We start from the raw sequence: 14,938 nt of genomic DNA on the forward strand, positions 1-14,938 counted from the left end.
CGCGTCAGTTGCCGAGCAGATCGTCCAACGCTGAATCGAACCGCGGATAGGTGAAGGGGAAGCCGTTGTCCGTCAGCACTTTCGACACGGCGTGACGACCCGTCAGGCCCAAGGCAGCGTCGCTGCGCAGCAGGAACGCGCCGAATCTGACCATGACAGCGGGCGTCGGCGGCGCAGGTGGCCGGTGAAGGTGCTTGCGCAGCCCGGCCATCAGTTCTGAATTGCGGACGGGATCCGGGGCAGTCGCGATGACCACCCCCGAGGCAGCCGAATCGGGTTCGAGGGCCCAACGAACGACGGACAGCCAGTCGTCGATGTGAATCCAACTTGTCCATTGTCGACCTGACGCAACGCGTCCGCCCAGACCGAGACGTACGAGCAACAGGAGTCGCTCGAGCGCCGGTGTGCCCTTCTCCAACACGACGCTGGTTCGCAGGATCACTACTCGTGACGTGTTTGCTCCCTCGACCGCTGCCTCCCAGTCCTTTGCGACGTCGGTCATCTGAGGTGGTCCGTCAGCGAGTGGGGAAGCCTCGTCGAGTCGGGTCTCTCCGGCGTCGCCGTAGATTGCGAGCGTGCTCGCCTGGATCCACACCGGAACAGGGTGCGCCAGTAGTTTCGACGCTTCGACCAGTGCGCGGGTCGGATCGACTCGGGAACTGGTGAGCAGTGCGATGTTTGCCGGGGTGGGTCGGCGATCGACCAACTCGCCGGCGAGGTTGATCACCGCGGCGCCGTCGAGTTCTCCTGCCCAGTCGCCGACCGTGACACCGTCCCACTGAACCTGCCTGTGCCTGCCGGGTTTCGGTGACCGAGTCAGGACCACGACGTCATACCCGCGGTCGGCGAGATCGTCGCTGATTCGGCGGCCGAGAGCGCCGGTACCGCCGGCGATCACGACCTTCGTCATCACTGCGCCTGGCTGACCGAGGACATGTGGAAGTCGGGAATGCGCATCGGCGGCATCGCTGTCCGAGTGAACCAGTCTTTCCACTCGCGCGGGAGTGTGATCTCGGTGCGTCCAGCCTCGGTGACCCGCCGCAGCAGATCGAGCGGGCTCTCGTTGAAACGGAAGTTGTTGACGGCGCCGACGATCTTGCCGTCCTCGATCAAATACACCCCGTCACGGGTGAGTCCGGTCAACAGCAGCGTCGTCGGATCCACCTCACGGATGTACCAGAGGGTTGTGAGCAGTAGACCCTTCTCGGTACCTGCGATCATGTCCTCGATCGAGGTGTCGTCACCACCGGTCAGGATGAGATTGTCGCCGGGAACTGCGACAGGTCGACCGAATTCTCGTGCAGCGTGGCGCGGGTAGGCCAGCGCATTGACAACCCCGTCTCGGACCCAGTCGACGGGCTCGATCTCCATGCCGTTGTCGAACAGTGAGACGGATTCGCTCGACGATGTCGTGATCACGAACGGCGCGGACTGCAAGCCCTCGGCGCCGGGGTCGGAGGTGAGTGTCAGTGGCAATCCGAGCTTCTCGCCGATCCGGGTACCACCGGTGGTGGAAAGTGCGGTGTGGCCCTCTTCGGCGCCGCGCCCCTCCATGGTCCACATCAGATAGATCATCAGGTCCGCGACAGCCGAAGGCGGAAGAATCGTCTCGTAGCGGCCGGCGGGCAGACTGACCGAATTTTCCGCCCAATCGAGTCGAGTGGTCAACTGCGACAAAAGGTTCGGCACTGAAATGTCAGTGAAATCGACAGTTCCGGATCCGACCCAGGCGCTGGCGTCGCCGCGCTTGCCGTTGATCTCCACGGAGCCGGTGGCCTGAGCCGTTCTACGTCGCACGCCCGTCGAAGTTCCGAGCCAGGTGGTGTGCAACTGGTGGTGAGCGAAGCCGAACAACTGGTCATCACCGTCGAAGGCCGTGGACAGGTCGGCAGCCAACTGCGCAAAGACACCAATGTCGGTCAGGGCGGCCGGCAGGTCCCAGTCGGTCTCTCCCACCGACTGCGTGATCAGGTCGGACGCGTCGTCAGCCGGAGTGGCTGTGCGCGCAGCCTGTTCGCTTGCCTGTACGAGTGCGGAAATCTGCTCCGGATCGACACTGCTGGAACTGACAGTGCCCACCTTCGCGATGTCACCCTCGCGCACGATCGAGATCACCGTCCACGTCCGGGACAGCGAAACTCCGTTGGTGGTCATCGAATTGTTGGCCCACCGCAGCGACGCCTCACTCGCATCGGTCACGATCACCAACGATTCGTCTACCGTCCTCGCGGCCAATGCACGCTCGACGACCTGCTGCGGATCGATCACTGCTGAGCCTCCGAACGAGTATTGAGGATGTTGACTCCGCGGAACAGAGCGGACGGGCAGCCGTGGCTGACCGCCGCAACCTGACCGGGTTGCGCCTTGCCGCAGTTGAATGCGCCCTGCAGGCGCCAGGTCGACTCACCGCCAACGGCTTCCATCGAGCCCCAGAAATCCGTCGTCGTCGCCTGATACGCCACGTCACGTACCTGACCGTCGAGCTTTCCGTCACGGATCTTGAAGAACCGCTGACCGGTGAACTGGAAGTTGTAGCGCTGCATGTCGATCGACCAGGACTTGTCACCGACGACGTAGATGCCGTTCTCGACTCGCGAGATCAGGTCTGCGGTCGAGGTGTCCGTAGAAGGGTCGGGGGAGAGCGAGACGTTGGCCATTCGCTGGATGGGAACGTGATGTGCGGAGTCGGCGTACGAGCAGCCGTTGGAACGCGTCAGCCCCAGCCTCGGCGCGAACACGCGGTCTAGTTGATACCCGACCAGTGTTCCGTCTGCCACCAGATCCCACCGTTGAGAGGCGACGCCGTCGTCGTCGAATCCGACGCTGGCCAGGCCGTGCTCTTCGTTACGATCGGCGGTCACGTGCATGAGTGGCGTTCCGTATTTCAGCGTTCCCAGCTTGTCCGGCGTCGCGAACGACGTACCGGCGTAGGCCGCTTCGTAGCCGATCGCGCGGTCGTATTCGGTGGCGTGTCCGATGGATTCGTGGATCGTGAGCCACAGATTGGTCGGATCGATCACGAGGTCGGTCGGACCCGCTTCGACGGTCGGTGCCTTCGTCTTCTCGGCCAGCCACTCCGGGATCTGCGCGAGCTCATCGCCCCAGTTCCACGTGCTCTGCGCCCCGAGGTACTCCCATCCGCGACCTACCGGCGGCGCCAAGGTGCGCATCGATTCGAAGCTGCCGGCCGACTTGTCGACGGCGGTCGCCTCGAATTCGGGGTGCAGACGCACCCGTTGCTGGGTGATCGACGAACCGGCCAGATCCGCGTAGAAAGTCTGCTCCTTGACCTGGAGGACACTCGCCGTGACGTGATCCACACCGTCAGCGGCTTGAAGCCGTCCGGAGTAGTCGACCAGCAGCGCTACCTTGTCGGCCGTCGGTGTCGCGAAGGGATCTTCGAGGTACGGGGACACCCACGTCGCGTCGGCGTAGACGGGTTCGTCGGCGAGGGTGACCGGATCCCGATTGAGCGAGCGTAATGCCTTCGCAACCTCGACCGCTTGGCGTGCCAGCGCAGCCGCGACGTCAGGGGATACCTCGGCGTGCGAGGCGAATCCCCACGTGCCGTCGACGATCACGCGGACGGCGACCCCGATCTCGTCTCCGTCGGACACCGCCTGAACTACGCCGTCGCGCAAGCGGATCGACTGTGTGAGCACGCGGTGGACACGAACATCGGCGTGCTGGGCGCCGGCTGTTCTCGCTGCCGACAGCGCTGCATCAGCGACGGCTCGCAGCGGGAGGGCGAGGAAATCTGCATCGACATCTCGGGTGACGGTCACGCACACGACGCTAGCCGACGACCGCCGATCTCAACCGAACTGCTGCCATCCGAGGCGAATCACCATGGCGATCACGACCACCAACAGCGTGATCCGGACGAATCCGGATCCCTTGCTCAGCGCCATCCGCGAACCGATGACCGCGCCGAGAACGTTGCACACCGCCATCGCCAAACCCAAACTCCACCAGACATGCCCGGTGACGGCGAAGTAGGCGAGCGCGCCGAAATTGGAACCGAGATTGATCACCTTCGCCATGGCCGCGCTCCGAACGAATTCGGTTCCGAGGAAGGTGGCGAAGCTGATGATGAGGAATGTGCCGGTGCCGGGTCCGAGCAGACCGTCGTAAAGCCCGATGAGTCCGGCGGAGAGCAGCAGGACGAGGACGGTCTTGCGCTGCGTCGGACGATGAGTGGCGATCGTGGTGCCCAGCGTCGGCCGCATTGTCACGAAGACGGCGACAGCGACGAGTACGACCATCACGATCGGAATGAAGTACTTCTTGTCGATCAGTGAAACGGCCGCCGCCCCGCACGCGGACGTCACCGCAGCCAAGGCGGCTGCCGGCGCCATCTGCCGCCATTCCATCGGGATTCGACGCGAGAACGTGTACACCGCAGCACTCGTCCCGGTGAATGCCGTCAGTTTGTTGGTGGCCAGTGCGGCCTGCGGGGTCAATTGCGGGGCGACCAGAAAGAGCGCGGGCAACAGAATCAATCCGCCGCCGCCGACGACGGCGTCCACCCAACCCGCCGCCGTTGCTGCCGTCATCAGCAGTCCCCAATCAGCAATATCCACGGCGGTGACTCTTTCACAGCTGTGACACTCTTGAGCACATGCGGAGGTTCAGCCTGTGGCTGCGAGGAAAGCCGATGATCGCGGACAGCGCGCTGGCGCTCGTGTTCTTCGCGCTCGAGGTAGTCACGTTCGTCAGTTCGCCGCGTGAGGAGCGGTGGCCTCAGCTCGTCGTCGGATTTCTGATCTGCCTTCCCGTCGTGTGGCGTCGCAAATATCCGCGTGTGTCCGCTGCGTCCATATTGTCGATGTCGTACTTCGCGACCCTGATGATGTGGGCGACCGGGGATCCGGCTGCGGAACATCCAGGCCTGCTGGCGCTCGGAGTTTCGCTCTACACACTCGTTGCGTACGTCGATCGGCGTACCGGGGCGATATTCGCGTGCTTCCTTGCCCTGGACATGACTTTCTCGTTGCTCGTCATCCGCCAAGACGTGATCCTGACGATCATCATCGCGACGCTGCTCTATGCATTGGCCTGGATCACCGCCGAGTTCTTGAGCGCGCGACGTGCCTACGACGAGGAAGTGGCCGCCAGACTCGAAGTGGCCGAATACGAACGAGACCGCCGCGCCGAGGATGCGGTGGCGACGGAAAGAACCCGGATCGCCCGCGAACTCCACGACGTCGTCGCACACGCGGTCAGCGTGATGATCGTTCAGGCGGACGGCGCCTCGTACGCCGTCGATTCCAATCCGGCGTTGGCGAAGAAGGCGCTCGGCAACATCTCCACCACCGGACGTGACGCGCTTGCCGAGCTTCGCCGGACCGTCTCGCTTCTGCGCACCGAGGTCAGTAGCGATTTGATGCCGCAACACGGAACGGCCGGCATCGCCAAGGTCGTCGAGATGATGCGTGCTGCCGGTCTCGGCGTGCGCCTCGAGCTGACCGGCGAGCTCGACGACGTCAGTCCATCGGTCAGCCTGGGCATTCATCGCCTCGTTCAGGAATCATTGACCAATGTCCTCCGCCACGCCGGCGCGAACCCGAAGGCCCGGGTCACCGTGCGCCGCACCGAGACCGCGGTACTGCTCGAGGTCGTCGACAACGGAACGTCGAGCTCGACCTTCGCTCACGGTTCGGGCAACGGATTGGTCGGCATGCGTGAGCGGGTGGCGGTACTGCACGGGACACTCGAGACGGGACGACGCCCCGACGGCAGTTGGCGTGTGTACGCAGAGTTGCCGCTCGAGATCCACGATTGATACCGGCTCGCCGCAATCGCATTGGCACCGACGTCTCAGGCCCGATAGGTTTACGCCGTGCCCATCACCGTGCTGCTAGTCGACGACCAGGAACTCATGCGGATGGGCCTGAACATGGTGCTCGAAGCACATGAGGACATCTCGGTCATCGGTGAGGCCGGTGACGGAGCCGCGGCGGTCGCAGCGGCGGTAGCGCTGAAGCCTGACGTCGTGTTGATGGATGTGCGGATGCCGATTGTCGACGGTGTGAAAGCGACGGAGCAGATTCTTGCCTCCGGGATCGAATCCAGGGTCCTGGTCATGACGACGTTCGACCTGGACGAACACGCGCTCGGCGCCCTGCGTGCCGGAGCGAGTGGGTTTCTTCTCAAAGACACCCCGCCCGAGGACCTCGTGTCGGCTATCCGCAGCGTGGCGGCCGGTGATGCGGTTGTTTCCCCGAAGGTGACACGTCGTCTGCTGTCGAGGTTCATCGTGGACGGTCCGGCGCCGCGACGCGATCCGGTGGTTCTCGACGTCCTGACCGAACGCGAACGCGAAGTCCTCGGGCACGTGGCCACGGGACTGTCGAACATCGAGATCGCACAGCAGCTGTACCTGTCCGAATCGACGATCAAGTCGCACGTCGGACGCATTCTGACCAAACTCGATCTGCGTGATCGTGTGCAGGCGGTGGTGCTGGCCTACGAGACCGGACTGGTAACTCCGGGCGCGTAGGCCAGCCGCCTGTCATGCAGCGAGCGTTTCGCTCTGCTCAGGCATCAAAAGCGCCCACTGTTGGCAGCACGATGCAGGTCTTCCCGTCTGCGTAATCGACATTGCCGAACAGAGCGGCAAACACCTTGCCGTCGCCGGTGTCGACGACCTTCGAGAGCAACGGCGTATCGAGTACGGGCAACTTCTCGTCCAACGGGACGATGCCACCCTTGAAGGTGCCGACGTTGATCCAGGCAACACTCAACCCTGAGGTCTTGGGTATGCCGACGTAACCCGGGATTGCCTGGAACCGGAGATGGTCGGCCTCGACCCACGGCGGCAACGGGAAGTTCGGACCGGCCTGTGCGGAGCTGAGGGTGACGGTGACAGGTTCACCGGCCACGCCACACCCGACCGTCGGTGCGGGGTACATGAACGACTGCGGCTTGGTGACGCCGACGTCCGGGAGATCGAGGGCGGTCGTGATCTGATCAGCGCCTGCCGTGCCGATCAACTGCTGAACAGCAGCAGAGGCTTCGGGGGAGATGGCTGCGGCCTGCGCGATCAGCGCGGCAATTCCTTCGGGTACTACCGGTTCTGCGGCCGCGGTTCCCGCGCTGATCATCGTGCTGCCGGCCGTGAGTGCCACGACGGCGGCAGTGCCGGCGATGGCAGCGGGAATGCGTCGGGCGAGTGTCTTGCCGGGGAGTCGGCTCATGTCGGGCTCCTTCATTTCATGAGGCCGGGAAATGCGGCCCGAAGTGACTTGACCACGCGCATAGTCTCAACGTCAACTTGAGGTTTAGAATCGTTAGCGGAGCGTTAGTTAACGCCAGGCAAGTCGCACGTGCGCGAGAGAAAGCCCGTGTGACTCACGGCACTCGCCTGTTTTGCACCTCTGAGTCGTTGTCGGGAGAAAATCCGGCCCCTCGAGCGTTGAACGGATAGACCGTCTGAAAGGGGACGTCATGATCGCCGCCGTATTCCTCCTCTACGTGATCGTCGAGATCGCCGCATTGGTCATCGTGGGCAACGCCATCGGTGTCGCCTGGACAGTGCTGCTGTTTCTCGCCGGTTCGCTTGTCGGATTGATCCTCATGCGTTCACAGTGGCGACGAGTCATGGACGGATTCCGCAAGGCAACGAGGGGTGAGGGATCGCCGTCACTGGCGGTCGCCGACGGCGCCTTGGTCGCGGCGGGCTCCGCGTTGATGTTCGTACCCGGACTCGTGACTTCGGTTCTGGGCCTTCTGCTTCTGATTCCGCCGACCCGGTGGGCGCTCCGCCCGCTTGCGGTGCTCCTGGCAGGCAAGCGCGCAGCAGCATTTGCCGCCGGTGGTGACGCCTTCGCCGGAACCGTCGGCTACGCGGCGCGCATGCGCGGAAACGGCGAGGTGATCGACGGCGAGATCATCGTCGAGACACCCGAAACCACCGAGTACGTAGCAAGCAACGGCAAGGAACTCGTCCTCGAGGGTGAGATTCTGGACACGGATACACCCACCCGTTCGCGGGGGCCGCAGTACTAACAGGCAGACTGGGTGCTCGTGACTACTCGTCTGCTGGTCAACGGCCGGATCTACAGTTCATTTGCACCTGACGCGACCTCGATCGCCATCACCGACGGCACCGTCGTGTGGGTCGGCGACGAGCGCGCCGGACGGGCGTTGCACCCCGCCGCGGAGATCGAAGACCTGGGCGGTGCGTTTGTCACTCCCGGGTTCGTCGACACCCACGTCCACATCACTGCATTGGGACTCAATCTCGTCGGTCTGGATCTCGTGGGCGCGAACTCACTGGACGAATGCCTCTCGCGAGTACGAACATTCGCAGCGGCAAACCCCGAAACTGCCCATCCCGACGCAGTCATCTGGGGACATGGTTGGGACGACACCGAGTGGGCAGATCAGACGCCGCCCTCGACCGCGGATCTCGACGCGGCTGCCCCTGGCCGCAAGGTGTATCTCTCGCGGATCGACGTTCACTCGGCCGCGTGCTCGAGCGCATTGCGCGACGGGATCTCCGGCCTCGCCGACACTGCCGGATACTCGGCCGACGGCCCGCTGACCTTCGACGCACACCACCTGGCGCGCAATGCGGCTCGGAACCTGCTGACCGAATCTCAGCGCGCGTCTGCTCGTACCGCGGCGCTCGATCTGTGCGCCTCCCGCGGGATCGTCGCAGTGCACGAGTGCGGCGGACCGGACATCTCGGGACTGACCGATTTCCAGGAACTACTGGCCCACGACCACGGAGTGGAGGTTCGGGGCTACTGGGGTGAGCGCGTCGACACCGAAGAGGATGCTCGTGCACTCCTCGACAAAACCGGAGCAGACGGACTCGGCGGGGATCTCTTCATCGACGGTTCGCTCGGTTCGCATACCGCGTGGCTGCTCGAACCCTATGCAGACCAACCTGATTCGACGGGCAACGCCTATCTCGACGTCGACGCGATCGCCGCACACATCCGGGCCTGCACCCTCGCGGGTGTCCAGGCCGGCTTCCATGCCATCGGCGACGGTGCCGTCTCGTCGGCAGCGGCCGCGTTCCGCAAGGTCGCCGACGAACTGGGTGGCCCCAAGGTCGCCGCGTTGGGTCACCGCCTCGAGCACGCGGAAATGATGTCGATGGCCGACGCGGAAACCTTCGCGGCCTTGGGTGTCATCGCGAGCGTCCAGCCGGTGTTCGACGCACTGTGGGGCGGTACCGACGGTCTGTACGCCACGCGCCTGGGAGTCGACCGCGCAGCAGCGTTGAATCCGTTTGCACCTGCTGCCGGTAAGGGTGTCTCACTCGCATTCAGCTCCGATGCCCCGGTCACCCCCATCGAGCCGTGGGCGATGCTGCGCGCCGCTGTCCAGCACCGCACCGACGGAAGTGGAATCTCACCGCGTGCGGCCTTCTCCGCCGCAACGCGCGGCGCCTGGCGCGCGGGCGGAGTGCGGGACGGCGCCGCGGGAACGCTCAATCCGGGTGCACCCGCCTCCTACGTGTTGTGGGCGGCAGGCGAACTCGAAGTCAGTGCACCGGCCGATTCGGTTCAGCGATGGTCTACCGATCCGCGCTCGCGAGTACCCGCTCTGCCCAGGCTGGCGGAAGATGCGCCGATTCCGGTCTGCATCAAGTCGGTGCATCGCGGACGCGTCGTCTACCAGCGCGGCTCGACGAGTGAGTGAGGCCGGCGCAGAGGCGCCCAGCAGTGATCGCTCCCGCGTGAGCGCTGTGCTCACCGGTTCGGCATGGCTACGTTCGCTGTACGCAGCCGCAGGCGGATTCTTGATCTTCGCCGGGTTCCCACCTCGTCCGCTGTGGTTTCTGGCGCCAGTCGGGATCGCTCTTCTGACGTGCGTGTTGACGAACTTCGGTCGAGGCGGATTGCGTCTTCGTGCCGGCTTCGGTTACGGGTACCTGGCCGGTCTCGGATTCCTGGTGCCGTTGCTTCCGTGGATCGGTGTGTTCGTGGGCGCGGTCCCGTGGATCGCGTTGGCCGCGGTGGAGTCGTTGTTCATCGGACTGTTCGGGTTGCTGGCGGTACTGGTGGCGAGGTTGCCTTGGGCACCTTTGTGGATTGCCGCGACCTGGACGCTTACCGAGTGGCTTCGTTCCAGCGTCCCTTTCGGCGGATTTCCTTGGGGCAGGCTCGCATTCGGTCAATCCGAAGGGTGGCTCCTCCCACTCGCGAGTATCGGCGGTGCGCCGCTGCTCAGCTTCGCGGTGGCCCTGACCGGTACCGGCTTGGCAGCAGTCGTCGTCGCTGTCGCGGCAAAACGATGGGACCGAGGATTCTTCGGAGCCGTTGCCGCCGCCATCGTGCCCGTGATCGTTGCTCTCGTGGTGTCGCCGTTTCTTGCCACCATGGATTCCGGCGACCGAACGATCACCGTCGCCGCGATCCAGGGCAGCGTTCCGCGGTTGGGCTTGGACTTCAACTCGCAACGAAAGCAGGTCCTCGACAACCACGTCACCGAAACCGTGAAACTGGCAGCCGAGGTGGACGCGGGCCGCGTCGATCAGCCTGACGTCGTGATCTGGCCGGAAAATGCCTCGGACATCGACCCCCTGCGAAACGCCGATGCCGCGGCCGACATCACCCGAGCCTCCGAAGCGATCGGAGCCCCGATTCTTGTCGGCACCGTACTCGTGAATGCCGATCGTACGACCACCAATTCAGTGATCGTGTGGGACGGCGCCAATGGTCCTCAGGAACAGCACGACAAGAAGATCATCCAGCCGTTCGGTGAATACCTGCCATACCGAAGCTTCTTCCGGAACTTCTCCTCGTACGCCGATCGTGCGGGCAATTTCGTGCCCGGCGAGGGCAACGGCGTTGTCCAAGCAGCGGGTGTACCGATCGGCGTCGCGACTTGTTACGAGGTTGCGTTCGACCGGGCGTTCCAGGAATCGGTGCGCAATGGTGCGCAGCTGCTGGCAGTACCGACCAACAACGCCACCTTCGGGGACACCGAGATGACGTATCAGCAGCTGGCAATGTCCCGTGTGCGGGCAGTCGAGCACGGCCGTGCCGTCGTTGTGGCCGCAACCAGTGGTGTCAGCGCCATCATCGCTCCCGACGGGGCAGTGACTTCGCAGACCGACCTGTTCGTGCCGGCGGCACTTGTGGCCAAGGTGCCGCTCTCGACCAGCTCCACCCTCGCTACCCGAGTAGGTCCGGCGCCGGAGATCGTGCTCAGCATCATCGCGGTCGGTGCGATTGCCATGGCGCTGGTAGCCCGGCGCCGAGATCGGGCCGAGCAATCGCCTGAGGAGACTGCGGCAATCTGACCCGAGCAACGGATATCGGGCTGCCGATGTTCCGAGGGGCGCCTACGCGGGTACTCGCTGTGCCACCCGTTCCTGCGTAAAGGCGGCCTCCTGTGACCGAGCCAGACAAAACCGAGCCTGAGAAGACCGAGCCCCAGACTGCAGTTCGCAAGACCAGTGTCGTCGACGCGGTGCTGCAGTCACCGCTCGCGGGGCTGTCACCGTGGATCCTGCTGTCCTTGCTCTCCGGACCGGGAAGGTTCGAGGAATCCGCGGCCGCCGCGCTCGGGTTGTCGCTGCTGATCTTGGCGGCCAGTCACCGGCGCGGCGGCACGGTGAAGCTGTTGGAGGTCTTCGACGTCGTGTTCTTCGGCGTTCTGGCGGCCATCGGCCTCCTCGCGTCGGCGAACACGATTCGGTGGTTCGAACTCTGGGGAGGCGAACTGACCAACATCGCGCTGGTGGTCTTTGCCTTCGGATCGATCCTGCTCCGCAATCCTTTCACTTTGCAGTACGCGAAAGAGTCGACGCCTGAAGAGTATTGGACGACGCCACTGTTTCTGCGCATCAACTACGTCATCACCGCAGTGTGGGCGCTCGCCTTCACATGGTCGGCCGCAGTGGGCCTGTTCGGAGACGCACTGCTGCACGACGGAGACAACTTCTGGACCGGATGGATTCTGCAGTTGCTCGGAACCTTCTTCGCGATCTCCTTCACCGAGTGGTACCCCGAGTATGCGCCGAACAAGGCCGCTCAGGCTCAGGGCCTCGAAACCGAACCACCGCAGTCGATTTTCAGGCTGTTCGACTTTTTGCCGGTGTTCGTAGCCGTGACCGGCATCGCGGGGTTGGTGACCGACTCCGTTTCCGTGACCGCAGGCGTTACGTTGATTCTGGTCGGCGTGTTCGGACATCTGGCGATGCGACGGTTCACCGTCGACTAGGAGCTCTCGGTGATCTCGCGCCGACGGGAACTTGGTGCACGATCGTCTCGATGACCGGCAGGTGCCGGCTGATGCACGGAATTTGTCCGTTTCTGCGATAGTCAGTGCACCTGCCGTGCAATGGAAACGAGGGAAATTGAGCGTTATTTCGAGTACTGCACACAAGCACGAGCCCATACACGGACGACGTCCACCAGCGGATCACCGCTTCCTCGGACTCGACACACGCGTCTTCCCACACGCCCTCGCGATCTTGGGGGTGTGGATGCTCTGGACCGTGATCGTGCCCGCCATCGATTCCGCTGTCTCCTCCGAAGATCCAACCGGCGCCGGAGACCGAATGGCCGTGACCGAAACGGTCTCCTTCGCCGCACCTGCGGGCTGGAATGTCGAGAGTGGTTTCCGAACCGACCAACATGGCGCGTCCGATTCGCTCCCACGTGTGACGTTGACCGGCGGCACCGTCACCGTGAGCGTCGACGCCGACACATTCAGTGGAACTGCCGACGAGCTCCTCTCCCAAACAGATGCCGTGAGTCTTGCGACGAACGGCAGTTCCGTGCTTGCGGTCTCCGGTACACGCCAGCCGATCAGCACCGACGGGGGTCTGAGCGGCGTCCAGGTCAGCTTTGACACTCCGCGGTCCGCCGGATCGGTGACCACATTCGTCACCGACGGCGAGGGAATTCGGGTACAGGTAGTCGGCCCACCCGATCAGATCGCCGCCCGCAGTCGAGAAATCACCGACATGATCGCCTCCATCGGCACACATGAGGGAGACACCAAGTGAGCAGCGATCTCCTCGAAACCCGCTCCCGCGCATTCGATACGACGGCCTGGGGCGAGAAATTTCACTTCTTCCAACCACGCAACGTCGTGTTCTGGATATACCTGTGGATGTGCGGATTCGGCCTCGTCAAAGGCTGGCAGATGTTCGCCCCCTTCGCCGGATACTTCGGGCGCGCACTCCTCGTTGCCGGCATCGTCGGCATCATCAGCGCCGCGGTCTGGACATGGTGGTTCCGGCACATCGACCGCTACGAACGCCAACCCGTAGGACTAGTGGTCACCGGCTTCATCTGGGGCGCCACCGCAGCAACGTTCACTATCGCAGTACCCGCGAACGGAGCAGTCGGCTCGCTCTACACGAAGATTTTCGGGCAGGTATGGGCTCAGGACTGGCATGCGGGCCTCTCTGCACCGTTCGTGGAGGAAACCGCCAAAGGCATCGGCATCGTCGTCCTCCTCGCGCTTGCACCGCGACTGGTGCGCACCGCAACCGACGGCCTGCTCCTCGGCGCTTTCATCGGCTTGGGATTTCAGACCAGCGAAGACTTTCTTTACTCGATTGCCGGCGCGACGCAGGGCTTCGGCGCCCACCAAACCGACGGCCTGATCGGTTCCATCGCCACCCGCACCTACTCCGACATCGTCTCTCATCCCCTCTTTACAGCCCTTTTCTGCGCCGGCGTGATCTATCTGATCGGCACCCCGGCCCAGCCCCGGCGGATCGGACGCGGATTGGCGTTGATCGTGGCACCCATCCTGATCCACGGCGTGTGGGATTCGATGCTCGCGATCGCCGGCGGCAGCAGTTCGCTCGTGTTCGTCATCATGATCGGCGACATCGTCTTCGCTTTCACTGCCTTGTGGATCGCGTTCGTCTGGGCGCACCCACGTGAGTCCCACTTCGTCCGTGACATTCTCGCCCCGGAAATCGAGTCCGGCGTCCTGACCGACGCCGAGGTGACAGCCGCCGGCGGATGGCGACAACAACGCACTTACGCGAAAGCCGCACCCACTCGCACCGAACGTCGCCAACGACGACATATCGTTCGTGCCGCGCTGGATCTGTGCAGCGACCTTGCTGTCAGCAAGGGCGACGACAGCTCCCAGGTCGTCGAATCACGCAACGAAATCACCCGCCTCCGCCAAGGAACCGCGGCACAGAGCATCGATCGATGACCGCGAAGTAGCGGAAGTACCGTTCAGCACCGTAAGTCATTTACCCACACCCCAGTCGGCGTGAGTGGGGTACCGAAGTTTGGTGTGTCGCGGGGTGGGGGATACAGCTCACACTGGTGCACGAAGCAGTGCCGATGGTTCTCCAGCGCGAATCGCGAATCCGCGCACTGTCGGCTCGCGAGTGCGCCTGGATGCTGAATGACGTTGTCCTGAAGTGCCTTTGAGGACCGCGAAGCATCCTGAAGTTGCCACGTCGAAGAAGGGCCGAAGTATGACGTCGACTTGTGAACGATCACTCCCCGTAGAACGAGAAAGACCGCCCGGTGTAGAACCGGACGGTCTTGATCGAAGTGCTAGTTCATGCGCCGCGACGCTTGGCCTTCAGCAAATCGAGACGCTCTTTGAGGAGCTCTTCGAGTTCCTCGACCGAGCGACGCTCGAGCAGCATGTCCCAGTGGGTGCGGGGAGGCTTGACCTTCTTGGCTTCGGGGGCAGTTCCCTCCATGAGGGCGCCTTCGAGGCCGTTGCGGCACAACCAGGTGCCGGGGATCTCGGCTTCGTCCGCGAACGGGATGTCGAAGATCTCGCCGTTCTCGCACTTGTACTTGGCCATTCGACGGGGCGCGAGGTCATGGTCACGGTCGGTCTCGTAGCTCACAGCTCCGAGACGGCTACCTCGAAGTACGCGATCTGCCATGGTGGTGTCCTCTCTTCGTTCGTCACCGCTGGTGGGCGCCCTGACTTGGGGAGTAGACGCTCACACTCATCTACAACGCCACGAGCACCC

Annotated in this window: 14 protein-coding genes; 8 read left to right on the top strand and 6 right to left on the bottom strand. The window is 63.7% G+C overall.

The genetic code is table 11. From position 1 onward, the window contains the following. Positions 1-4: 4 nt before the first annotated feature. Genes EEB12_RS00670 through EEB12_RS00685 form a run of 4 tightly spaced genes read right to left on the bottom strand, consistent with a single transcriptional unit; the run spans position 5 to position 4,583 of the window. Entirely contained in the window at positions 5-910 is a 906-nt protein-coding gene (locus EEB12_RS00670) for a TIGR01777 family oxidoreductase (RefSeq protein ID WP_141487259.1), read from the bottom strand. Further along, positions 910-2,268: a metallopeptidase TldD-related protein gene (locus EEB12_RS00675; protein WP_141487260.1), complete on the bottom strand. Its 1,359-nt coding sequence runs from the start codon at positions 2,266-2,268 to the stop codon at positions 910-912. Before EEB12_RS00675 ends, EEB12_RS00670 begins: the two co-directional genes overlap by 1 nt. Then, complete coding sequence (locus tag EEB12_RS00680) at positions 2,265-3,785, bottom strand: TldD/PmbA family protein (RefSeq protein ID WP_029538132.1); 1,521 nt, start codon at positions 3,783-3,785, stop codon at positions 2,265-2,267. The genes EEB12_RS00675 and EEB12_RS00680 overlap by 4 nt, the downstream gene beginning before the upstream one ends. Positions 3,786-3,815: 30 nt before the next feature. Continuing rightward, positions 3,816-4,583 (bottom strand): TSUP family transporter, encoded by a 768-nt coding sequence (locus EEB12_RS00685; protein WP_019748481.1) that lies wholly within the window; start codon positions 4,581-4,583, stop codon positions 3,816-3,818. 38 nt (positions 4,584-4,621) lie between these two features. Between EEB12_RS00685 and EEB12_RS00690 the strand changes: the two genes are divergently transcribed. Continuing rightward, positions 4,622-5,785, top strand: coding sequence for a sensor histidine kinase (locus EEB12_RS00690; RefSeq protein ID WP_181447555.1), 1,164 nt, complete (start codon positions 4,622-4,624; stop codon positions 5,783-5,785). 57 nt (positions 5,786-5,842) lie between these two features. Then, positions 5,843-6,502 carry a response regulator gene (locus EEB12_RS00695; protein WP_003945024.1) on the top strand — a complete coding sequence of 220 codons (660 nt, stop codon included), beginning with the start codon at positions 5,843-5,845 and terminating at the stop codon, positions 6,500-6,502. A gap of 37 nt (positions 6,503-6,539) precedes the next feature. Here EEB12_RS00695 and EEB12_RS00700 read toward each other — a convergent pair whose 3' ends face one another. Continuing rightward, on the bottom strand, positions 6,540-7,199 hold the full coding sequence (locus EEB12_RS00700) for a hypothetical protein (protein ID WP_037134396.1): 660 nt from the start codon (positions 7,197-7,199) through the stop codon (positions 6,540-6,542). A gap of 250 nt (positions 7,200-7,449) precedes the next feature. Between EEB12_RS00700 and EEB12_RS00705 the strand changes: the two genes are divergently transcribed. The 6 genes from EEB12_RS00705 to EEB12_RS00730 all read left to right on the top strand — a co-directional run bounded on the left by EEB12_RS00705 (position 7,450) and on the right by EEB12_RS00730 (position 14,151). Further along, entirely contained in the window at positions 7,450-8,010 is a 561-nt protein-coding gene (locus tag EEB12_RS00705; protein WP_003944915.1) for an FxsA family protein, read from the top strand. A 12-nt stretch (positions 8,011-8,022) separates the two neighbouring features. Continuing rightward, entirely contained in the window at positions 8,023-9,657 is a 1,635-nt protein-coding gene (locus EEB12_RS00710) for an amidohydrolase (protein ID WP_021333480.1), read from the top strand. A gap of 37 nt (positions 9,658-9,694) precedes the next feature. Continuing rightward, the gene (gene lnt, locus EEB12_RS00715; RefSeq protein ID WP_141487848.1) at positions 9,695-11,263 is read left to right on the top strand and encodes an apolipoprotein N-acyltransferase; all 1,569 of its coding nucleotides are present in this window, start codon (positions 9,695-9,697) and stop codon (positions 11,261-11,263) included. Positions 11,264-11,355: 92 nt separating this feature from the next. Then, entirely contained in the window at positions 11,356-12,186 is an 831-nt protein-coding gene (locus tag EEB12_RS00720; RefSeq protein ID WP_080910378.1) for a hypothetical protein, read from the top strand. A gap of 136 nt (positions 12,187-12,322) precedes the next feature. Then, positions 12,323-12,976, top strand: coding sequence for a hypothetical protein (locus tag EEB12_RS00725; protein WP_241896109.1), 654 nt, complete (start codon positions 12,323-12,325; stop codon positions 12,974-12,976). Next, positions 12,973-14,151, top strand: a complete 1,179-nt coding sequence (locus EEB12_RS00730; protein ID WP_019748474.1) for a PrsW family intramembrane metalloprotease — start codon at positions 12,973-12,975, stop codon at positions 14,149-14,151. The genes EEB12_RS00725 and EEB12_RS00730 overlap by 4 nt, the downstream gene beginning before the upstream one ends. 358 nt (positions 14,152-14,509) lie before the next feature. Here the strand turns inward: EEB12_RS00730 and EEB12_RS00735 are convergent, their stop codons facing one another. Further along, the gene (locus EEB12_RS00735; RefSeq protein WP_019748472.1) at positions 14,510-14,848 is read right to left on the bottom strand and encodes an RNA polymerase-binding protein RbpA; all 339 of its coding nucleotides are present in this window, start codon (positions 14,846-14,848) and stop codon (positions 14,510-14,512) included. Between the last annotated feature and the right edge of the window lie 90 nt (positions 14,849-14,938).

The organism is Rhodococcus sp. WS1 (assembly GCF_003797745.1).
GTDB lineage: Bacteria > Actinomycetota > Actinomycetes > Mycobacteriales > Mycobacteriaceae > Rhodococcus_F > Rhodococcus_F erythropolis.